Annotated in this window: 13 protein-coding genes; 7 read left to right on the top strand and 6 right to left on the bottom strand. The window is 69.2% G+C overall.

The genetic code is table 11. The features are described 5' to 3' along the window. Nucleotides 1-37: 37 nt before the first annotated feature. From EX88_RS0116615 to EX88_RS0116600, 4 genes are all read right to left on the bottom strand, one after another. A complete protein-coding gene (locus EX88_RS0116615) occupies nucleotides 38-2,113 on the bottom strand; it encodes a tetratricopeptide repeat protein (RefSeq protein ID WP_031373117.1) in 2,076 nt (691 codons plus the stop codon). 93 nt (nucleotides 2,114-2,206) lie between these two features. Beyond that, complete coding sequence (locus tag EX88_RS0116610) at nucleotides 2,207-3,196, bottom strand: YheT family hydrolase (RefSeq protein ID WP_031373116.1); 990 nt, start codon at nucleotides 3,194-3,196, stop codon at nucleotides 2,207-2,209. A 7-nt stretch (nucleotides 3,197-3,203) separates the two neighbouring features. Further along, complete coding sequence (locus EX88_RS0116605) at nucleotides 3,204-4,013, bottom strand: lysophospholipid acyltransferase family protein (protein ID WP_031373115.1); 810 nt, start codon at nucleotides 4,011-4,013, stop codon at nucleotides 3,204-3,206. Nucleotides 4,014-4,354: 341 nt separating this feature from the next. Beyond that, a complete protein-coding gene (locus EX88_RS0116600) occupies nucleotides 4,355-5,674 on the bottom strand; it encodes a sugar MFS transporter (RefSeq protein ID WP_051885216.1) in 1,320 nt (439 codons plus the stop codon). Between the two features lie 451 nt (nucleotides 5,675-6,125). Here EX88_RS0116600 and EX88_RS0116595 point away from each other — a divergent pair, with 451 nt between their 5' ends. The 6 genes from EX88_RS0116595 (at nucleotide 6,126) to EX88_RS24680 (ending at nucleotide 17,855) form a co-directional block, all read left to right on the top strand. Further along, on the top strand, nucleotides 6,126-7,214 hold the full coding sequence (locus tag EX88_RS0116595) for a glucokinase (protein ID WP_036149215.1): 1,089 nt from the start codon (nucleotides 6,126-6,128) through the stop codon (nucleotides 7,212-7,214). Nucleotides 7,215-7,416: 202 nt separating this feature from the next. Then, a complete protein-coding gene (locus EX88_RS0116590) occupies nucleotides 7,417-10,104 on the top strand; it encodes a TonB-dependent receptor (protein ID WP_031373112.1) in 2,688 nt (895 codons plus the stop codon). A 194-nt stretch (nucleotides 10,105-10,298) separates the two neighbouring features. Beyond that, a complete protein-coding gene (locus EX88_RS0116585; RefSeq protein WP_051885215.1) occupies nucleotides 10,299-12,704 on the top strand; it encodes a family 20 glycosylhydrolase in 2,406 nt (801 codons plus the stop codon). Between the two features lie 243 nt (nucleotides 12,705-12,947). After that, entirely contained in the window at nucleotides 12,948-13,586 is a 639-nt protein-coding gene (locus EX88_RS0116580; protein ID WP_051885214.1) for a hypothetical protein, read from the top strand. Nucleotides 13,587-13,803: 217 nt separating this feature from the next. Beyond that, nucleotides 13,804-15,000 carry an EAL domain-containing response regulator gene (locus EX88_RS0116575; RefSeq protein ID WP_036149213.1) on the top strand — a complete coding sequence of 399 codons (1,197 nt, stop codon included), beginning with the start codon at nucleotides 13,804-13,806 and terminating at the stop codon, nucleotides 14,998-15,000. Between the two features lie 8 nt (nucleotides 15,001-15,008). Continuing rightward, nucleotides 15,009-17,855: an ATP-binding protein gene (locus tag EX88_RS24680; protein WP_051885212.1), complete on the top strand. Its 2,847-nt coding sequence runs from the start codon at nucleotides 15,009-15,011 to the stop codon at nucleotides 17,853-17,855. Nucleotides 17,856-18,285: 430 nt separating this feature from the next. Here EX88_RS24680 and EX88_RS0116565 read toward each other — a convergent pair whose 3' ends face one another. Both EX88_RS0116565 and EX88_RS26105 read right to left on the bottom strand, forming a co-directional pair. After that, on the bottom strand, nucleotides 18,286-18,948 hold the full coding sequence (locus EX88_RS0116565; protein ID WP_161786139.1) for an ankyrin repeat domain-containing protein: 663 nt from the start codon (nucleotides 18,946-18,948) through the stop codon (nucleotides 18,286-18,288). 271 nt (nucleotides 18,949-19,219) lie between these two features. Next, nucleotides 19,220-20,725, bottom strand: a complete 1,506-nt coding sequence (locus EX88_RS26105) for a DUF2974 domain-containing protein (RefSeq protein WP_152566317.1) — start codon at nucleotides 20,723-20,725, stop codon at nucleotides 19,220-19,222. A gap of 220 nt (nucleotides 20,726-20,945) precedes the next feature. Here EX88_RS26105 and ggt point away from each other — a divergent pair, with 220 nt between their 5' ends. Next, nucleotides 20,946-22,676, top strand: coding sequence for a gamma-glutamyltransferase (gene ggt, locus EX88_RS0116555; protein ID WP_031373105.1), 1,731 nt, complete (start codon nucleotides 20,946-20,948; stop codon nucleotides 22,674-22,676). Nucleotides 22,677-22,850 lie beyond the last annotated feature (174 nt).

The raw sequence follows: 22,850 nt of genomic DNA, 5'->3' as shown, positions 1-22,850 counted from the left end.
CACGGCGCATCCGGCGGATGCGCCGTGCCGCTTCGGCTCAGTTTTCCGGATAGCCCAGGCGGCGGGCGACCGGCTTGAGCAGGGCGAAGGCTTCGCCGAGCGGACCGGTGTACTCGCGCCAACGGCCCGCCGCCAGACGCACGCCGCCGAGCGACAGATCGTTCGGCAGCGACACCTGGATGCGCAAGGTGTCGGCGACGGCCTGGGCGAGCGCGCCCGGGTCGTCGACGATCTCGTCGAGCTTGACCAGGTTGTGCGGGAACAGATTGCCTTCGTGCAGGTCGACGACCTGGTCCAGGGTCTGGGCCAGCCAGCGCGCGCCGGCTTCGGGCGTTTCCAGCGCGTACGGCGTGGTGCTGCCGAAGGCCAGCCAGTCGAGCAGCATGTCGCGCGGGTCGCGCACCGCGATCAGCATCATCGCTTCGGGCAGGTAGGGACGCAGCGCGCGCAGCAGGGCGTTGTCCCACCACAGCAGCCAGTCGAACACCGGGCCTTCGGCGGCGCCGCGCGCGGGCAAGGCGGCGCGGTACATCTTGACCAGGAAGGCCGGATCGAGGGTGCCGGCGAGCAATTCCTCGACCGTGCCGTAGCGCTGCAGCGGATCGGTCGGCGGCTGCTCGCCGTAGCGATCGACCAACAGCGGCGCACCGACTGCGGTCAGCATCTGGGCGAAGCGTTCGACCCGCGAACCCGGCGCGCCCCACAGCAACAGCACGCCTTGGGCGCCGTCGGCGACCGGTGCCATCGCCGGCCATTCGGCGGCGTTGCGACGGCTGATGGTGTTGCGCGGCAGGCGCTGGTCGATGACTTCGGCATGCAGCTCGGCCCAGGTCGCGGCCGCGGCTTCGGGCTGGCCGGCCAGGTCGAAGGCGCGCCCGAGCAACTGGCGCAACTCGCGCTTGACCAAGGGATCCGGCGACAGGCTGATCAGGCGTTCGATGCGTTCGGCGGCGGCGTCGGGATCGGTCTCGGCCAGGCCCTGGACGATGCGCATCTCGGCGCGCACGTCGCCGGGATGCAGCTCGACGATGCGATGGGCGATGGCTTCGGCCTGGGCGCGTTCGCCGAGGTAATCGTGCACCGCCGCGCGCGCTTCCAGCGCGCCCAGGTGATCGGGCATGGCCTGCTGCCAGCGCTCGATGACTTCGATCGCGCCGGCTTCGGCGAACGGCTCCAGGGCCAGGCGCGCGCGCCACAGGTTGGGCAGGTCGGCGTGGGTGGCGAGCGCGGATTCGAGGGTACGGCGCGCATCGTCGACGTCGTCGAGGCGGCGCCAGGCTTCCATGATCGCGTTGAGCGTGCGCGGGTCGTCGGGGATGACGGCCAGCGCCGAGCGCAGCGCCGGCAGCGCACGCTCGGGGCGGCCGGCGTCGAGTTCGAGCTCGCCGAGCCAACGCTGCACGCCGAAGCCGGCATCCTCGCGCTGGGCCACCGCGGCGACGCGGTCGGCGGCTTCGCCGAAGCGCTGCTGGCGGCGCATCAGGTCGGCGATCATCAGCTGCAGCGTGGGCTGCTCGGGCTGACGCTCGGCCAGGGTCAGGAAAGCCTGCTCGGCGAAGGCCAGATGGCCTTTGGCGAGGTAAGCGAAGGCGAGCGCATGGATGATCTGGGCGTCTTCCGGCGCCAACGAGGCGGCCTGGCTGAGCACCGCCAGGGCGCGGTCGTTGTCGCCGCGGCGCAGCGCCAGCGAACCTTCCACGGCGGCGACCTGCGGATGGCCCGGGGCGATGCGCGCCGCGGTGCGGCCGAGACGCTCGGCTTCATCGAGGTCGCCGCGCGCGATCGCGAGGTGGGCTTTGACGATGTAGGCCGGGAACTGATTGGGGTCGAGCCCGATCGCGGTGGCGAGCGCGGCCTGGGCCTCGTCGAGCTGACGACCGTCGAGCAGCGCGCCGGCGCGTTCCAGATGCAGCTGCGCATCCTCGGGGGCCAGGCCGATCGCGCGATCGATCGCCGCGACCGCACCTTCGCGGTCGCCGCCCAGGCGCAGCGCGGCGGCGTGCAGGCGATGCGCAGCAGCGTCTTGCGGGTCTGCGGCCACGGCCTGCTCGGCGGCGGACAACGCCTCCGCGGTGGCGCCGCGGCGCAGGGCGTCGAGGATGGGTTCGTACATTCGTCTGCTTCGGGTGGGATAAGAACCGCAATTGTAGGCGGGCCGCGGCGGTTTTCCCGGTCCCGGACCCCGCTTGCGCCGCCAGCGCGCGCCTCAGGCCGAAGCGCAGGCGCTCAGGCGGTCGGCGATCCAGCGTTCGGCGAAGCCGTCGAGCTGGGCGTTCTCGAGGAAGCCGCAATGCCCTCCCCAGGGCGCGATCTCGACGCGTGCGTGCTCGGGCACGACCAGTTCCTGGAAGCCGGCGACCGGGATCACCGGGTCGTCGGCGGCCATCAGGATGCTGACCGGCACTTCCAGGCGGGCCAGGCGCTGACCGGCGATCGAGTAGCCGTCGAAGTAGCGGTCGAGGGTGCCGAAGTCGGTGTGGCGCTCGACCATCCACTGGGTCAGCGGGCGCATGCTCAGGCCCAGGGTGCGGTCGTCGAAATCGTGCAGCGCCGGGAACAGCGCGCGCTTGCGCGCCAGCGAATCGCGCCATTTGCGCTCGAAGTACCACAGGTACAGCGGCAGGCCGGACTCCATCGAATCCATGGTCCGGGCCGGATCGAGCACCGGGCAGACCGCGGCGACATGGGCCAGCGGCAAGCCGGCGTCGGTGGCGCGCAAGGCCAGGCGCAGGGCGAAGTTGCCGCCGAGCGAATAGCCGGCGACCGACAGCGGCCGCAACGGAAAGCGCCGCGCGATCTCGGCCGTGGCCTGCACCACCTCGTCGATGCGGTTGGAGTGGAACAGGCCTTCGTTGAGATGGTGGGTGCCGCCGTGATCGCGGAAATTGAGCCGGAACACCTCGAAGCCGCGCGCCAGCAACTGCGCCGCGGTCAGGCGCATGTAGTTGGAATCGGCGCTGCCTTCCCAGCCGTGCAGCAGCATCACCAGCCCGCGCGGGGCGGTGCCGGGCACGGCGCTGTGCAGGCCGTGCAGGCGCACGCCGTCGCCGGCCTCGATCAGGTGTTCGGTGGTCTGCGCGCCGATCTGGGCGAAGCGTTGCTCGGCGCGGCGCCGGCGCAACGGGCTGGAACCCAGCGCCGACTGCACGTGCGCGTTCCTCAGCCAGCGTGGAGGCGCGTAGTCGGCGGCGGTCAGCATGGCCTCAGCTCGCCATCGCCTCGACGATGCGCTGCCGCGCCAGGTCGGCGATGCGGCGGCGGCCATCGGCTTCGCCGGGACCGATCGGGGTCAGGAAATGGATCTCGGCCACGCAGCCGGGTTCGCCGAGCAGGCGCAGGAAGTTGGCGAAGAAGCTTTCCTTGCCCTGGAAGGCGACCACCGACTGGGCGTTGCCGCGCTCGCCGTAGCGCAGCGCGACCGGCTGCACCGGCACGTTGGCCTCGACCGCGGCGAGGAAGATGCGCGCATGGAAGGGGCCGATTTCGCCGCCGCCGCGCGTGCCGCCTTCGGGAAACACGCCGACCGAGCGCCCGGCGCGCAGGCGCGCGAGCATCTCGTGCAGCACGCCGCCGAGCGATTCGGTGTTGCCGCGGTGGTGGAAGATGGTCTCGCCGCGCGCTGCCAGCCAGCCGACCACCGGCCAGCTCTCGATCTCGCGCTTGGCCACGAAACCCATCATGCGCTGACTGTGCAGGGTCTCGATGTCGATCCAGCTGACGTGGTTGGCGACGAACAAGGTCGCGCCCGGCAGCGGCGTGCCGACGCGGCGCAGGCGGAAACCGAACACGTGCATCAACCCGGCCGACCAGGCGCGGATCAGGCGATGGCCCAGGGTTTCGCCGCCGCCGACCGGGATGCGGGTGGTCAAGGGCGTGGTCAGCAGCAGCACGAGCGGCAGATGGACGAGCACATGCCACAGGAGCAGAGGTACACGGATCAGGTAACGCAGCGCGCGCGCGGTCGACGCACCCGTAGGCGCGACCGCGCCGGCGTGGGGAGGCGGCGCATTCATTGTGTGCACGATACCGAAGCGTCGTCGCAGCGGCCAGCGGCGATTGCGACTGATGGCGGGTTTTCGATTCGACGGTGAAAAATTGACCGCTCGTTCGGGCACGAGGGCGGTTGCAGGCCGGCAGCGGCGCCGCACCTGAGAAGGCAGACCGGGCACCCGCTCCCCTCTTCGACAGAGCGGGCGGGGGAACTGCATCAGCCGGCTGGCTGAACCCGCCCAGCGCGGGGTGGCCGGCGCTGGCGCCCGGTCACCCGATGCGCAGGCTCGGCACGCCCACGCCGAGCCCGCCGGATTCCCCTCGTACGAGTTAACGCACAAGGGGAACCGCGCCCGAAAGGCCCTTAGTTCGAGACCGCGGCCGAGGCGGTGCCCGCAGCCGTGGCCCGATGAGCCAGGCCGACCTTATGCCCGGCCTTGGCGAAGTACAGGATGTACAGGTAGCAGGGCACCATCAGCAGCAGGAACACCAGTTGGAAATCGAAGTGCTGCTTGAGCGCGGCGAACAGCTGCGGGATCACCGCGCCGCCGGCGATGCCCATCACCAGCAGCGCCGAACCGCGCTCGGTCAGACGCCCCAGCCCCTCGATCGCGAGCGGGAAGATCGCCGGCCACATCATCGCGTTGGCGAAGCCCAGCGCGGCGACGAAGCCGACCGAGACATAGCCCTTGGTGAAGAACGCACCGACGGTGAAGACGATGCCGAGCACGGCCGAGATCGCCAGGTATTTCTGCTGGCTGACGAAACGCGGAATCACCACCAGCCCGACCAGATAGCCGACCAGCATCGCGATCAGGGTGAAGGTGGTGAAGAAGCTGGTCTCGCTCGGCGGCAGGCCCAGGGCCGCGCCATAGGTGCCGATCGCGTCGCCGGCCATCACTTCGGCGCCGACGTAGACGAAGATGCACAAGGCGCCGAGCCAGACGTGCGGGTAATGCGCCAGGCCCTTCTTGTCGACGCCGCCGCTGTCGGCCGGCGTCGCGTTGACGTCTTCGGCGCGGATTTCCGGCAGCGGCGAGCGCAGCAACAGCACCGCCAGCAAGGCCAGCACGCCGGCCATGGCGACGTAAGGCACGTGCACTTTCGCGGCGAATTCGTCGAGCAGGGTCTGGCGGCCGGCCGGGGTCGCCGCGGCGAGCTGCGCATCGAATTTGTTGATGCCGGCCAGCACCAGGGTCGCGAACGCGAACGGCGCCAGCGCACCGGCGATCTTGTTGCAGATGCCCATCACCGCGATGCGCTGCGCCGCGCCTTCGATCGGGCCGAGGATGCTGATGTAAGGATTGGCCGCGGTCTGCAGGATCGCCAGGCCCGCGCCGATGGTGAACAGTCCGGCCAGCGCGCCCGGGTAGGAACCGCGCAAGACGAATTCGCCGAAGGCGAAGGCGCCGATCGCCATCACGAACAGACCCAGCGACATGCCTTTCTTCATGCCGGTGCGCTTGAGGATGCTCGACGCCGGCAGGGCCAGGAACAGGTAGGACAGGTAGAACACCGTCAGTACCAGGAACGCGTTGAAGTCGTTCAACTCGAACCGGTATTTGACGAAGGTGATCAGCGGCCCGTTGAGCCAGGTGACGAAACCGAACACGAAGAACAGCGCGCCGATGATCGCGATCGAACCCAGGTGACGCGGCCGAGCGCTGGCGTTGGAAACCGACATGAGACTCCCCTCCCAGAGCGGCGGGGACCGTTGGAAACCGACATGAGACTCCCCTCCCAGAGCGGCGGGTACCGCCCGCCACGTCCCGCTGGTCATCCGGATGACCGGCACGACAAGCGTCGGCCCAACGTTGTCACAAGTCGCTCCCGCATACCAGTCGCATGGCCAAGAAGCCCGCCAAACCGTGATCTTGCGCGCGCGCCGCCATGTTGCGGCGCATCAATATTCCGGGCAGCGAAACACGGTTTTGAGGCCTGGGAGACACATTGGCGCGAACTTGTTGACAACGTTGTCAAACCCAGAGCACTCTCGGCGCCGCCAAGGGGAAACACACCGGCAGCCGCGGAGGGCGCATGCAGTGGGAATGGAACGGGACGTCGTCGATGTCCTTGCGGGGACGCATCATGAACACACACGCCGGCGTAGCGACGGCCGTCGCCGGAGCCTGCGCATGAGCGCGGCTGCACGGCTGAATACGGCCACGCCCCAGTTCATCGCCGCCGACGTCGGCGGCACTCATACCCGTGTCGGCCTGGTCCGCCCCGGCAACGGCGGCGAGTCCACCGTGACCGTGCTCGCTCACCGCAAGTACGTCTGCGCCGATTACCCGAGCCTGGCCGCGATCCTGGCCGAGTTCATCGCCAGCAACGGTGTCGGCGTCGATCACGTGGTGATCGCCTGCGCCGGCGTGGTGCTCGACGACCAGGTCATCAATTCCAACCTGCCGTGGCGGATCTCGCTGTCGGAACTGCGCCGCGAGCTCGGCCTGCGCCAGGTGCTGTTCATCAACGATTTCCAGGCCAACGCCAACGCCGCCCAGTGCATGGCGCCAAACGATTCGACCCTGCTCACGCCCGGCGTCAGCGAGTCGACGCCCGGCCCGGTACTGGTGATCGGCCCCGGCACCGGCCTCGGCGCGGCGGTGCGCATTCCGCACGGCAAGACCACCGTGGTGCTGCCGACCGAAGCCGGCCACACCGCCTTCGCGCCGGGCAATTCGCGCGAAGTCGAAATGCTGAGCCTGGCCCAGCAACGCGGCCAAACCCACGTGCCGACCGAGCACTTCGTCTCCGGTCCCGGCCTGGTCAATCTGTATAGCGCGCTGTGCACGCTCAACGGCGTCGAGCCGTCGCTGCGGGCGCCGGCTGCGATCACCGAAGCGGCGCGTCGCGGCGAAGCGATCGCGCGCGAAGCGGTGCTGACGTTCTGCGCGCTGCTCGGCAGCGTGATCGGCGATCTGGCCGTGATCAGCGGCGCCAAGTCGGTGTTCATCGCCGGCGGCATCCTGCCCCAGCTCAAGGACTTCGTGCCCGAGAGCGAATTCCACGCCCGCATGCTCGACAAGGGCGCGATGCGTCCGGTGCTCGAACGCGTGCCGGTGCGGCTGATCGAGAACGAACGGCTCGGCGTGATCGGTGCGGCGAGCTGGTATCTGGAGCACGGTCGGTACGAGCCGGGCCAGTACGAGCAGGGCCCGCAGGAAAGCGAACCCGGCGATGGCGCGACGGCGCCGGCGAATCGCCAACAAAAAACGCAGTAGGCGCAAGGCCTCAGGCGCACGCGCGCAAGGCGCGTGCGCGAAACCGCGGCCTCGCATCGAAGGCGGCAACACCGAAACCGGAAACGGCGTCGCCGCGACCGGCTGCATCAAGACAAACAAGACAAGACAAACCGGACTTCGCGACGAACCGGCTTTCCCCGGTCGATCGCCGAGCCATCACCGCCCGAGGGAGGAACAGTTAATGAAAGCGCGCAAGAGCATCCTGTCAGCCAGCATCGTCGCGGTCCTGACCTGTATCGGTCCGGGCCTGGCGGCCGCCCAGGACACCCAGGCAGCAACGAGCCCGTCCGCATCGTCGGAAGCCACCGAGCTCGATACCGTCGTCGTCACCGGCATCCGTGCGAGCCTGGAAAAGTCGCTGGATACCAAGCGAGCCAACGTGACCGTGTCGGAAGCGATCACCGCCGAGGACATCGGCAAGTTCGCCAACACCAATGTCGCCGAAGCGATGTCGCAGATTCCCGGCGTCACTCTCGATCGCCGCTTCGGCCAGGGCGAGCGGGTCAGCATCGACGGCACCGATCCCAGCCTCAACCTGACCTTCCTCGACGGCCATCCGGTCGCGCAGGCGATCTGGCTGTACGGCGAACAGCCGAACCGCGGCTTCGATTACACCCTGCTCGCGCCGGAAATCCTCGGCCGCCTGGAGATCATCAAGTCGTCGGAAGCGCGCATCACCGAAGGCAGCCTCGGCGGCACCGTGCTCATGCACACCCGCCAGCCGCTCGACATGGACGCCAACTCCGTCGCCGGATCGGTCAGCTACAACTACAGCGACCAGGGCAGCAAGGGCCGCCCGAGCGCGTCGCTGCTGTACAGCTGGAAGAACCCGGAAGAAACCTTCGGCGTCTCGGTCGCCGCGCAGCACTACGAAGAGCAGGTCGATCGCCAGGGCCTGGAAATCTTCGGCTACGCGAAGGCCTCGACCTTCACCAACGCCGCACGCGCCGGTCTCGACCCGAACGCGGAAGTGCCGAACTCGATCAACGCCGCCTGGTTCCAGCAGCACCGCAAGCGCGACAGCGCCGTGGTCAACCTGCAGTTCAAGCCGAGCGACGAGTGGGAGTTCAACCTCAGCGGCCTGTACATCAAAGAAAACTTCGACAACTACAACCAGTCGCTGTACAGCTTCCTGACCTGGAACGACGGTACCGTCGCCGCGGTCAACCGCCTCGGCGATGCGAAGAACGGCGTGGTCACCAGCGGCCACTCCAACGCCAACGCCGATGCCACCGGCGGCACGGTGCTGTACGACAACAACGTGCGCGAGTCGGAAGTCGAGACCAAGGGCATCGACCTGCGCACCGCGTTCGACGGCGAGGGTTGGGGCTTCAAGGGCCAGATCGGCAGCAGCAAGTCCGAGAACAAGCACCTCGCCCAGTACTTCATCGAGCCGGTCTACAACGGTGGCTTCAGCTGGGACATCGACCGCGGCATCACCTTCGACAACCCCGACGCCGCGCGCAATCCGGCCAACTGGGGTCCGTCGGGCGGCCTGGTCAACGGCTGGATGGGCAACAACGGCGTGTTCTCGACCGAGAGCAAGGACACCTACGGACAAGTCGACTTCAACGTCGAGTTCGACAGCGTGTTCAACAACCTCCAGTTCGGCGTACGTCGCGCCAAGCACGAGGAGTCCTTCGAGCTCAACATCTACGGCCCGGTCAACCGCGGCGCCCTGGCGAACGTCGGCACCGTCGGCCTGACCGACATCCGCGGTTTCAGCAACGACCACGGACGCCACATCCAGGTCGGCCGCGGCAACGTGCTCGACTGGGTCAAGGGCAGCCCGCTGAACTTCGCCAACCCCGACCCGGCCGGCTTCCTCAACAACACCTGGGCGCTGGAACAGACCAACACCGCGGCCTATGTGCAGGCCGACTTCGCCAGCGGCGCCTGGCGCGGCAACTTCGGTTTGCGTTACGTCGAATCCAAGACCGACGCCAGCGGCTTCGTCTACGGCGGCGCGCCTTCGCTCGACAACCTGGCCGGCAAGTGGCAGACCAAGTCGAAGAAGGAAGACTTCGTGCTGCCGTCGCTGAACGTGGTCTACGACACCGGCAACGACGTGCTGCTGCGTTTCGCCGCGGCCAAGGTGATCGCCTGGGCGCCGTACAACCAGATGGTCAACAACACCTTCCTCAACGACACCACGTATAACGGCAGCGGCGGCAACGCCGACCTGTCGCCGTACGAGTCGACCAACTTCAACCTGTCGGCCGAGTGGTACTTCGCCGAACAGTCGGTGCTGGCGGCGTCGGTCTTCTACAAGGACATCTCCAACTACATCGACAGCGCGGCCCGGATCGAACGCCAGTACAACTCGATCCGCGACACCAACCGGGTCGTGTTCGACACCACCCTGGTCGGTTTCCACGGCTGCACCGCGGACGGTTATTGCGACTACGACATCCAGCGTCCGCGCAATGCCGGCAAGGGCAAGGTCAAGGGCTTCAACGTCAGCTACCAGCAGCCGTTCGCCGACACCGGCTTCGGCCTGACCGCGAACTACACCTACGCCGACGGCGAAAACAACACCGGCGACCCGCTGCCGTACCAGTCGCGCGACAGCGTCGCGATCAGCCCGTACTACGAGAACGGCCCGCTGACGTTGCGCCTGTCGTACAACTGGCGCAGCCATTACCTGGCCGGCGGCTACGTGGCCGGCGCAGCGCCGGCGAGCGTCGACGCCTACTCCGAACTCGGCGCCAGCGTGGGTTGGAAGTTCAACGAGAACATGGCCTTGTCGTTCGACGCCATGAACATCCTCGACGAGGAATACGTGCAGTACTCCGGCAGCAAGAGCAAGCCGGTCGGTACCTACCACAGCGGCCGTCGCTACATGGCCGCGTTCCGGTTCAACTTCTGATCCGCACCGCAACACGCACGCGCCGGCCGCTAGGCCGGACGCGTGGCCACGTCGCCGGGATCGCCACGATCCCGTCGGCATCTCGCATCCGAAGCCCGGCACTCACCCTGCCGGGCTTCGCCGCATTGAGCACCGCACACTGACACCGCCGGCGCGCCTCCACGCACGCCGGCCACGAACGGAGCAGCGCAACGATGAAAACGCGTACCGCCTGGAACCTGGCCCTGGCCAGCGCCGCGGCGATCGGACTGGCCGCCTGCCAGAACACGACCCCGCCGGCCGGCGCCGGCTCAGCCGACGCCACCTCCACCGCCGCGAGCGGCGCCGAGCCGGCGATCGCCGCGCATGCGAGCGCGGTGATCCCGCGCCCGGCGCAAGTCGTCGCCGGCGAAGGGCGGTTCGTGTTCGGGCCGCAGACGCGTCTGGTGGTCGCCGCCGACGACACCGCCGCGCGCCGCGTCGCCGAGGATTTCGCCGCACGCGTGCAGCAGCTGCGCGGCTTCGCGCCGAGCATCGACAGCGGCGGCAAGCCCGGCGCCGATGCGATCGTGTTCGCGCTCGACCCCAAGTCCGCCGCCAGCGGCGACGAGGCCTACACGCTGGAGATCGGCCGCGACGGCGTGCGCGTGCAGGCGCGCGCCGCGGCCGGCCTGTTCTACGGCGCGGTCACGCTGTGGCAGTTGGCCACCGCCGACGGCGGCAAGGGCGCGGCGAGCATCGCCGCGCAGCGCATCGACGACGCCCCGCGTTTCGTCTGGCGCGGCCTGATGCTCGACGTCGCCCGCCACTTCCGCAGCGTCGACGAGGTCAAGTCGGTGCTCGACCAGATGGCGCTGCACAAGCTCAATACCTTCCACTGGCATCTCACCGACGACCAGGGCTGGCGCGTGGAGATCAAGAAGTACCCGCGCCTGACCGAGGTCGGCGGTTGCCGCATCCTCGCCGGCGCCGCCGGCCGCGATGCCGAGGGCAAGCCCAAGCCCTATTGCGGCTACTACACCCAGGAGCAGATCCGCGACGTCGTGCGCTACGCCGCCGAGCGCCACATCACCGTGGTCCCGGAAATCGAAATGCCCGGCCATGCGCAATCGGCGATCGCCGCCTATCCCGAGCTCGGCGTCACCGACGTCGTACGCAAGGCGCCGCCGGTGTCGCCGGACTGGGGCGTGCACACCTATCTGTACGGCGTCGACGATTCGACTTTCGGCTTCCTCGAAAACGTCCTCGATGAAGTCGCCGGGTTGTTCCCGTCGCGCTACATCCACATCGGCGGCGACGAAGCGGCCAAGGACCAGTGGATCGCCTCGCCGAGCGTGCAGGCCAAGATCAAGTCGCTCGGCCTCAAGGACGAGATGGCGCTGCAGAGCTGGTTCGTCGGCCGCATCGCCGGCCACCTGCAGAAGCACGACCGCATCCTGCTGGGCTGGGACGAGATCCTCGAAGGCGGCAAGCTGCCGGCGAGCGCGACGGTGATGTCCTGGCGCGGCACCAAGGGCGCAGTCGAGGCCGCGCGCGAAGGCCACGACGTGGTCGTCGCGCCCGACCGCCAGCTCTACCTCGACTACGTCCAGAGCGATCGCGACGACGAGCCGAGCGGGCGCTTCCCGATCAGCACCCTGCGCGACTTCTATCAGTTCTCGGTGGTGCCGCCCGAGCTCGACGCGGCCCAGAGCAAGCACGTGCTCGGCGCCCAGGCCAACCTGTGGAGCGAGCACCGCCGCAGCTTCGAGCGCATCCAGACCGCGCTGTACCCGCGCCTGGACGCCCTGGCCGAAGTGGTGTGGTCGCCGCAGGCGCGGATCGACTGGAACGACTTCCAGCAACGCCTGGCCGCGCAGATGGCGCGCTACCGCGCCCAGGACGTGAAGGCCTCCGACGTCGCGTTCGCGGTCAAGTTCAAGGTCGAGGACGGCGCCGACGGCGCCGCGCCGAAGCTGGCGCTGAGCAACCAGACCGGCTTCGGCGAGATCCGCTACCGCACCGACGGCCAGGAGCCGGGCGTCGACGCTCCGCTGTACCGGCAACCGCTCGCCGCGACCCTGCCGCTGGACGTGGTGGCGACCACCTTCGTCGACGGCAAGGCGATTTCCGCGCCGCGCCGTTTCAGCGCCCGCGACCTGTCCGACCTGAGCACCCGCACCAGCGCCGGCCTGCGCCCTTGCCGCGAGGGCTACAACCTGCGCCTGGAGGACGACGCCGCGATCGAAGGCAAGGGCGACGGCGCCCGCGCCTCGCTGACCACCAACCTGATCGACCCCTGCTGGATCTACGAAGGCGCCCGCCTCGACGGGGTCGGCCGGATCGAGGTCCGGGTCGGCCAGGTGCCCTACAACTTCCAGCTCTGGCACGACACCAAGAACATCGTGACCCGCAAGGCCGAACTCGGCGGCGCCCTGGAAGTGCGCGTCGACGACTGCAAGAGCGCACCGATCGCGCGCCTGCCGCTGGCCGAGGCCAAGCGTTCGGACGGCCTGAGCACGCTGCAGGCGACCCTGCCGAAGCTCGCCGGCCGCCACGACCTGTGCTTCGTGTTCGCCAGCGGCGGCCACGACCCGCTGTGGGCGCTCGACCGCGTGACCCTACGCCCGGCCGCGAACTGACCCGGTCAGGCGCCCTTCGCTCCGCCGCGGCGACCGCGGCGGAGCGCTCGCCCACTGACCGCCGCTGCCCGTCCTTGCCCGAGCGTACCCGCGCCGGGGATGGCCGACCCGGCCGCAAGCGAGCGATGCCGCCCGTCCGTATCACGCTATTCGCCCGCTTGCGTCAAATAAATTATGTGCGCGGATTCATGGATTGTGCATCGCAGCGGTTAGCATGTAGGGGTTCCAGGGGGATCTACAAACATGCCTATTCGCAAGTTGTTGTTGGCTGCGGCACTCGCCGCCGCCGTGGTATCCGGCTCCGCCGGCGCCCAGGCCCTGTCGAAGCCGGGCGAGTTCTACTTCGACGCCGACGCTCAGACCACCAAGCCGGTGGTCGCGATCAAAGAGAACGGCGACGCAGCCATGGAACGGCTGGCCAAGATCATCGAACGCAAGGCGCACGCGCCGACCGAGGCCGCGCAGCTCGCGCACCTGGCCATGGAAGGCGGCCGGGTCGAGTTGGGCCGCCAGTTGTACGGGCGGGCGCTGCGCGAGATCGACAGCGGCAGCACCTACTGGCGCGCGATCATGTGGAACTACGCCTGGGATCTGTACCACCTCGGCGCCCACGAAGAAGCGTTCAAGTACTGGGTGACCCTGCACGGCGCGCGCAACGTCAGCGCCGCATGGATGCCGCCGACCTACGCGGTCGCGCTGTGGTCGTTGGGACGCAAGGACGAAGCGGTGGAGTGGTATGCCGCCGCGGTGCGCAGCGAGCCGGACCTGTGGCGCGACAGCTCGCGTTACGCCGAGCTGCTGCCGGCGTGGCGCGACAGCGACCGCGCCACCCTCGCCCAGGTGCAACAGGCCTGGGCCGAGAACCCGCCGCGCTGGCCGTAAGGCCGCGCAAGACCGCGCCGGGCGCCTCGCCCGGCCTGCGCGAAAGCAGCGGCGCGGCGTGATGCCGCGCCGCTTTTTTGTGGCCGACTCCGCCACCGCGACCGTTCGTCGCCGTTGTTTCCGTTGGACTCCTTACACGGCTACAGTCGGCCGTCCACAGCCGCGCGTTCGCTCGACGACGTCGGTCTGTCGATGCGCCGTCGCAGCCGAGGATCGGATGTCCCTTTCGCTACTGAGCGTTGTGGTGGTCGAAGACCACGGCTTCCAACGCCGCATGGCGCTGCGCCTGCTGTCCGAACTCGGCGTCGCCCGCCTGCACGAGGCCGGCGACGGCGCCTCCGCACTGCGCCTGCTGCGCTCGCTGGCGCAGGTGCCGGACGTGGTGCTGGTCGACCTGGACATGCCTGGCATGGACGGCATCGAATTCATCGACCACCTCGCCCGCGAGCACCTGGCTCGCGCGATCCTGGTGGTCAGCGCGCTCGACGCGGCCTTGCTGCACACCGTCCAGACCATGGCCCGCGCCTGCGGCCTGCGCGTGCTGGAGGCGGTGCCCAAACCGCTGACCCGGAGCAAGCTCGCCCAGGCCCTGGCCGGCCTGGAACTGGTCGCCGCCACCGTCGCCGACGACGACCCCGGCGAGATCGGCCTCGACAGCCTGCGCGCGGCCCTGGCCGCCGGCGAGATCGTGCCGTGGTTCCAACCGCAGGTCGAACTCGGCAATGGGCGGGCGATCGGCGTCGAGGCGTTGGCGCGCTGGCCCCGCAGCGACGGCCGCGTGGTGCTGCCGCAGCATTTCCTGCCGTTGCTGGAAAGCGAAGACCTGGTCGACGAACTCACCGAACAGATGCTCGCCCAGGCCTGCCGCTGGAAACGCCAGTGGGACCGCAGCGGGCTGCGCCTGAAACTGTCGGTCAACGTCTCCGCCTCGACCCTCGACGATGCCGGCGCCGCCGATCGCTATCAGCGCATCGTCCGCGAGGCCGGCGTCGACCCGGCCGAGGTCGTGCTCGAACTCACCGAAAGCTCGCTGATCGCCGACGCCGCGCGCGGCCTCGGCGTGCTCGCGCGCCTGCGCCTGAAGGGCTTCGGCCTGTCGATCGACGACTTCGGCACCGGCTGGTCGTCGCTGTCGCAACTCTCGCAGGTGCCGTTCACCGAATTGAAGATCGACCAGGAATTCATCGCCGGCGCCAGCCAGCAGCCGCGCAAGCGCGCGGTGGTCGAGGCCAGCCTCGATCTGGCGCGCAAGCTCGGCCTGGACGCGGTCGCCGAAGGCGTGGAAACGGTCGAGGACTGGCAGATGCTGGCCGAGCTGGGCTGCGCGATCGCCCAGGGCCGGCTGATCGGCGACGCGGTGCCCGGCGAAGAGTTGCCGGCCCTGCTCGGCCGCTGGCGTCGGCCCGAACATTGAGGCGCGCGGTGTTCGCCTGGCTCGACCGCTTCAGCATCCGCCACCAGTTGTGGGGGCTGTTCGGCCTGTTCCTGCTCACCGGCGCCAGCGTGCTGGTGATCGACGAGATCGAGCAGTACCGCGCGCGCCGCACCCTGCAGACCTTGCAGGACGACGCCCTGCTCGGCCTGCGCCTGATCAAGACCGTGTCCGACGGCTACGGCCTGGACGTGGTCGACACCACTTTCCGCGTACGCAACTATCTGGTCGACTGGGACGAAGGCCTGCAACGCGTCGACAGCGCGCAGCGTCGCGTCGACCAGGCCTGGCCGCGCCTGCAGGCCTTGCCGCATTCGGCCGAGGAGCGCGCGCAGTTGCTCGCCGCCGCACAGGCCCGCCGCACCGCCGACGCCGCCGCGGCCGAGCTGCGCGCGATATTGCGCCATCGCGACATCCGCGCACTGGGCCAATTCGCCGACAAACGCCTGTACCCGGCGATCGACCCGCTGACCCAACGCCTGCAATTGCTGTCCGACCTCAAGCTGGTCCAGGCCGACAGCGTGGTGCGCGCCGACATCGTCCGCAGCGAGCGGGTCAGCCTGATCCGCATCGCCCTGTCGCTGTTCGCCCTGGCCACCGCGGCGCTGATCGGCCGGCGCATCCTGCGCAACGCCTCGCGCGGTATCGACCGCCTGACCTGGCTGGCGCGGCGCATGCGCGAGCACGACTACACCGCCGAGCCCGGCGAGCTGCCAGCCGGCGAACTCGGCGCGGTCATGCAGGCCTTCATCGACATGCGCCGCGACGTGCTCGGCTTCGAGACCGAACTGACCGGGCAGTTGATCCGCAACGAACGCACCCGCGCCGAACTCGAGCAGCGCGAGCGCTTCCAGCGTTCGCTGTTGGATTCGGCGCAGATCGCCATCCTCGCCGTCGACGGCGAGGGCTGCCTGACCCTAGTCAATCCCTTCGCCGAACGCCTCCTCGGGGTCAGCGCGCGGGAGGTGATCGGCCACGAACGCCTGCACACCGTGTTCGAACCGCGCGCCTTACAGGCCTTGGCGAGCGAGTTGAGCGCGCAGACCGGCCAAAGCGTACGCGCCGACTGGACCGCCTTGCGCGAGCTCGCCCTGGCCAACGCCGCGCCGCGCGAAACCCGCCTGCGCCACCGCAACGGCACCTGGGTGCCGGCGCTGGTCGCAGTGTCGGCCACCCACGAAGACGAAGACGCACCGGGCCTGCTGCTGATCGCCGCCGACCTGAGCGCGCTCAAGCGGCTCGAACGCGAACTGCGCGCCAGCGAAGCGCGCGCCCAGGACGCCAACCGCGCCAAGTCCTCGTTCCTGGCGGCGATGAGCCACGAGATCCGCACCCCGATGATCGGCGTCACCGGCATGATCGAGGTGCTCGCGCATTCGCGCCTGGACGCCGAGCAGCGCCGCGCCCTCGACGTGATCGAGCAGTCGTCGCAATCGCTGCTGCAGATCATCGGCGGCATCCTCGACTTCTCCAAGATCGAAGCCGGACGCCTGGAGATCGTCACCGAGGCGGTCGACCTGCCGGCGCTGGTGCGCAGCACGATGGCCGGCTTCGTCGGCGCCGCCGCCAGCCGCGGCGTGACCCTGAGCTGCCGGATCGACGCCGGCATCGCCCCGGCGCACTACGCCGACGCCCTGCGCCTGCGCCAGATCCTCGGCAATTTCCTCTCCAACGCGGTCAAGTTCACCGAGCGCGGCAGCATCGAGGTCGCGCTCGAATACCTCGGTCCGGCCCCCGCCGACGGCGACGACGAAGCCCGCGATGCCTTGTGTCTGCGCGTCAGCGACACCGGCATCGGCGTCAGCGCCGAGCAACAACAGCGTTTGTTCGAACCTTTCAGTCAGGCCGACGGCGACACCACCCGCCGCTACGGCGGCACCGGCCTCGGCCTGGCGATCTGCCGGCGCCTGGCGGTACTGATGGGCGGCGATGTGACGATGGAAAGCGCGCCCGGCGTTGGCACGAGCATGCGCTTGCGCGTCGCCCTGGCGCGGGCGCCGGTTTCGGAACTGCGTGCCTCGACCGTCGGCGATGCCGAGGCGACGGCACTGGTCGCGCGTCCGCTGCCCGACCTCGCCACCGCCGAGCGCGAACGCAGCCTGATCCTGCTGATCGACGACCACCCGACCAACCGGTTGGTGATCGCGCGCCAGCTCGCCCTCGCCGGGTATGCCAGCGAAGCCGCCAGCAGCGGCCAGGAAGGTCTGCAGCGCTGGCGCAGCGGGCGCTATGCCCTGCTGCTGTCGGACGTGCACATGCCCGGCTTGGACGGCTACGGCTTGGCTCGCGCGGTGCGCGAACAGGAAACGCGCGACGGCCTGCCGCGCACCCCGATCGTCGCCCTGACCGCGTCGGCCTTGAAAGGCGAAGCCGAGGCCTGCCAGGCCGCAGGCATGGACGACTACCTGGTCAAGCCGGTCGCGGTCGCGCGCCTGGCCGCCACCCTGCAGCGCTGGTTGCCGCACACCGTGCCGCCGCCGGGCACCTCGCCGGCGCTGGCGAGCGACGAACGCGCACGCGTACTCGACGGCGAGGTGCTGCAGCACCTGCTGAGCGACAGCGGCAGCGATACCGCCGAGGTGCTCGACGACTTCCTCGTCGTCACTCGCCAAGACCTGGCCGAGTTGCAGAATGCGCGCACGCAAGGCGACCTCGCCGGCGTGCGCCGTCAGGCCCATCGCATCAAGGGCGCCGCGGCCCTCATCGGAGCCCACGAACTCGGCGAGGCCGCGCAGGCCGTCGAACAGGCCGCGCACGACGAAGACTGGGCATCGTTGCTGGCGGTGCTCAGCGAGTTGGAAACCGCGCTCGAGCGTTTGCGGCGACTGCCGCGCTGAATCGAGCGTGGCGCTGGGCCGGATGAGAACGCCAAGAGCACCCCTCCTGCCCCCCTTTTCCAAAGGGGGGGAGCGGCAGTTGCGGCGGGTGCGGCGCGGGCGGCGGCAGCGATAGGCGCAGCCGCAGCGACGATCGCCTCTACACCTTTCGACCAAGCGTGTTGACTCGCCCCTTTGACAAAGGGGCCGCGCCCGGCGCAACGCCGAAGTCTCTCGTGCCTACAGCGCGGGGGATTTGCCGTTGCCGTTGCTGTTGCAACGACAGCGACGCTGGCCTCAAGACCTTCCGAACAAGCGTGTTGATTCGCCCCCTTTGACAAAGGGGGCGGCGCCCGGCGCAGCGCCGGGGTCGCTCGTGTCTACAGCGCGGGGGATTTGCTGTTGCTGTTGCTGTTGCCGTTGCCGTTACTGTTGCTGTTACCCCAACGCCCTACTTCGCCTGCGCATCCTCGATCGGGATTTGGTGCTCGCGCAGCCATTCGATCACCGCTTCGCGGTCGCGGCGGGTCTGGCCGTTGAGGACCTTCTCCGGGGTCATGAACATGAAACGCTGGAAGCTCGCGCCCTGCACGTTGCGGGCGTTCGGGCTCGCGCCGGCCTGCAACAAGGTCAGGGCATGGCCGAATTCGTTGACCTTGGCGGCCTGGTGCAACGGGGTGTTGCCCATGCGGTCGGCCAGGTCGGGCTTGGCGCCGGCGGCGAGCAGGGCCTTGAAGTTGTCGGCGCGCTCGCCCATCAGCGCCGCCGCGAGCGGGGTGGCCTGGGTGACGGTGTTCGGGGTGTCCGGGTTGGCGCCGCGATCCAGCAGCACCCGCAGGTAACGCGGGTCGTTGGCCATCGCCGCCAGATGCATCACGGTCATGCCGTCGTCGCTGCCGACCGCCGGGTCGGCGCCGACGCCCAGCAAGGCCTCCAGGCCGGCGCTGCTGTGGTGATACAGCGCCCACTGCAACGGGGTGGTGCCCTTGGCGCCGCGCGCGTTCGGGTTGGCGCCGGCGGCGGCGAGCTCGCGCACGCGCGCGGCATTACCGTCCGCCGCGGCCTCGGCCAGTTCGGCGCTGCGCACGTCGGGGAAGACTTCGCTGGCTTGCATCGATCGGTTTCCCGGGCCTGCACACGCCGTGCAGACCGACAGCATAAGCACGATGGCGGCGGCCATCACGCGCGAGGCCGCGCCACGCGGGTTCAGATGCGGAAAGTTCATGACGAGGCGCCTGCTCTGGAAGACGACCGTGGTCGGATGGCCGGATCGTAACGCAGCCGCGCCGGCGGATAAGAGAAGGCGATGCCGTTCACGGGCAGACGCGACCACGCGGCGCGCCGCCGTGGCGCGCCCAGGCCGTCACCACGCTCGCGTCCGCGCCTCAGTCGAAGGGATTGAGGAAGCTGCCGACGTCGTCGAGGACCTTGGCCGTGCCTTCGGCGACATCGCCGGCGAAGTCGAGGGTGGCCTCGGTCGCGGTGCCCAGGCCATCGAACACGATCTCGGTCAGCTCGCCGGCGCCTTCGGCGACATCGCCGAGGATCTGGCCGCCGTCCTCGATCCAGCCGCCGAGGGTGTCGCCGGCATCCTTGAGGCCGACGTATTCGCCGAGGTCGCGGATCAGGCCGCCGGCAAGTTCGCCGCTGCCTTCGGCGACGTCGCCGACCAGGTTGAAGCCGCCGCGGCCGACGTCGCCGGCCAGATTCAAGGTGCCCTCGGCGAGGTCGCCGGTGAGCTTGAGGGTGCCGTCGATGTAGCGGCCATCGGCGTATTCGTTGTTGATCACGCCGTCGAGGTCGCCGCCGAAATCGTAGCCGACGTTGAAGGCGTCGACGCCGAGGTCGATCAGCTCCTGGGCGCCGTCGCCGAGCAGATCGATCGCGGTTTCCGAAACCGTCTCGGCCGTGCGGTCGAGGAGTCCGAGATCGTCGCCTTCGATGCTTTCGGTCGGGGTCGGGGTCTGGGTCTTCATCGCCTCGATCACGGTCGCGGCGCCGTGCGCGCTGAGCACGTTCGGCCAGCCTTCCGGATGCTTGAGGTTGAGCTCGTAACCGACCGCATCGGGCGTGCCGTTGAGCACCTCGACGCTCTGCTGCACGCCGGTCAGCGGGTCGCCGTCGACGTTGTAGCGACGGATCTGGCCGTCCTCGGCCTGCGAGCGCGCGTCGTGCGGGCTGAAGCCCAGGTCGCGCAAGGTGTCGTTGCTGAGACCGGCGGCGTTGAAGGTCACCGCGGTGTTGCCGGTGGCCAGCGCCGCGGTCGAGGCCAGGCCGCCGCCCAGCGAGTGGCCGGTGAACACGACGTTGTCGCCGAATGCGGCCTCGGCCTCCTTCGCCAGGGCGACCGCCTGCTTGTACTGGCTGGTGTCGAAGCCCAGGCCCTGGCCGACGTCGTTGGCGATGTCGCCGTCGCCGAACGGGCTGAAGCCGTTGGTGCCGGCGAAGGCAACCACGTACTGGCCGTTGTTGTTGGTGTAGACCGCGGCGCGGAAGCCGGTGCCCTCGGTCTCCAGCGAGGCCGGGTCGATGCCGGCCGGCTTGCCGTCGGGGCCCTTGAGGTCGAGCAGTTGCTCGGGGGTGAGACGCGTCCAGCCGGCGGTACCGGCGCCGTCGGTCTTGTAGACGTCGCTCGACAGCTCGGCCAGCGAGGTGTCGATGGCCTTCTGCGGCTGCTGGCCGTAGAGCTGCTCGCTGAAGGGTTCCTGCGCGGCGGTGTCGACCGGCGCGTGCGGCGAATACGGCAGCTCGACCGGTGCGCTCGCCAGGGTCAGCGGTGGTGCGGTGTCCTGCGGCAGGGGTTGCGAGGACGGCTGCGGGTGCAGCAGGTGATCGATCAGATTCGGCAACTGGGCGAAACGGAACGCACTGTCGAACTCTGGAAAGCTCATCGCGGCCACCCCCTGGGTACTTGAACGCAGCGTATGGACGCGGATTGTGCAGAAACAGCTGGTACGCGCCCGAGCTAGGGTTGACCCTAGGGTTCGGGAATCGGGAATCGGGAATCGGGGGAGCAAAGCAGGAACGGGAGCGGGTGGGAGGTCAACCTTCGGCCCAGGCGCGCGGTCGCCGGGCTGCGTTATGGTCGGGGTTCACCTGGAGAGGCACCGCATGTCCCGACCGATCACCGCGCCCCGCCGCGGCCTGGCGCTGCTCGCCCTGGCCTGCGCGCTCGGCCTGCCGCTGTCCGCCCCCGCCGCCGACCGCATCAGCGGCAAGGCCTTCGCCACCCGCAGCGAGGTCTACGCCCCACACGCGATCGCCGCAACCTCGCACCCGCTGACCACCCAAATCGCGCTCGACGTGATGAAGGCCGGCGGCAGCGCGGTGGATGCCGCCATCGCCGCCAACGCCGCGCTCGGCCTGATGGAGCCGACCGGCAACGGCATCGGCGGCGATCTGTTCGCGATCGTGTGGGACCCGAAGACCCAAAAGCTCTACGGCTACAACGGCTCGGGCCGTTCGCCCAAGTCGCTGACCCTGGCCGAGTTCCAAAAGCGCGGGCTCAAGGACATTCCGCCGCACGGACCGCTGCCGGTCACCGTGCCCGGCACGGTCGACGGCTGGTTCGCCCTGCACGAACGCTTCGGCCGCAAGCCGATGGCCGAGAACCTGGCGCCGGCGATCCGGTATGCGCGCGACGGCCACCCGGTGCACGAGGTCATCGCCTACTACTGGAACGCCTCGGTGCCGCGTCTGTCGAAGTGGCCGGGCTTCAAGGAGCAGTTCACCATCGACGGCCGCGCCCCGCGCACCGGCGAGATGTGGAAGAACCCGAACCTCGCCAACACCCTGGAGCAGATCGCGAAGGGCGGGCGCGATGCGTTCTACAAGGGCGAGATCGCCCACACCATCGATGCCTACTTCAAGGCCAACGACGGTTTCCTGAGTTACGACGACCTCGCCGCCCATCGCGGCGAATGGGTCGAGCCGGTCAGCACCAACTACCGCGGCTACGACGTCTGGGAACTGCCGCCGAACGGCCAGGGCATCGCCGCGCTGCAGATCCTCAACCTGCTCGAAGCCTACGACCTGAAGTCCTACGGCTTCGGCAGCGTCGAGCACCTGCACCTGTTCACCGAGGCCAAGAAACTCGCCTTCGCCGACCGCGCGCGCTGGTACGCCGACCCGGGGTTCTCGAAATCGCCGGTCGCGAAATTGATCTCCAAGGACTACGCCGCGCAGCGGCGCAAGCTGATCTCGATGGACAAGGCCTTGCGCGAAGTGCAGCCGGCCACGCCGAAGGAACTCGACGAAGGCGACACCATCTACATGACCGTCGCCGATGCCGACGGCATGATGGTCTCGCTGATCCAGTCCAACTACCGCGGCATGGGCAGCGGCATGGCGCCGCCGGGCCTGGGCTTCATCTTCCAGGACCGCGGCGAGCAGTTCGTGCTCAAGGAAGGCCATCCCAATTCGTTCGCGCCGGGCAAGCGCCCGTTCCACACCATCATTCCCGCGTTCGTGACCAAGGACGGCAAGCCCTGGCTGTCGTTCGGGGTGATGGGCGGGGCGATGCAGCCGCAGGGCCATGCCCAGATCGTCATCAACCTGATCGACTTCGGCATGAACCTGCAGGAAGCCGGCGACGCCCCGCGCCTGCAGCACGACGGTTCCACCGAACCGGCCGGCCAAGCCACGGTCATGAGCGACGGCGGCGAACTCGACCTGGAGACCGGCTTCGCCTACGAAACCGTGCGCGAGCTGATGCGTCGCGGCCACAGCGTGCGCTTCGCCCACGGCCCTTACGGCGGCTACCAGGCGATCATGGTCAACCCCCACGGCGGCTACGTCGGCGCCAGCGAATCGCGCAAGGACGGCCAGGCCGCGGGCTACTGAGCGAACCGCTTCGGGCTCGGAATGTAGGAGCGACGTAAGTCGCGACATGCGCAGCGACATGAGCCCACGCAGTCGCGGCTCACGCCGCTCCTACAAAAGCCCCGCGGCTTCAGGGTAGGAGCGGCGCAAGCCGCGACCGCGTCGGCACACGCGGCTGCGCAGTCGCGGCTCCCG

Source organism: Lysobacter antibioticus (genome assembly GCF_000731095.1).
GTDB classification, from domain to species: domain Bacteria; phylum Pseudomonadota; class Gammaproteobacteria; order Xanthomonadales; family Xanthomonadaceae; genus Lysobacter; species Lysobacter antibioticus_B.
The sequence above is the reverse complement of the archived record's forward strand: the minus strand, read 5'-3'. Positions and strand labels throughout refer to the sequence as shown.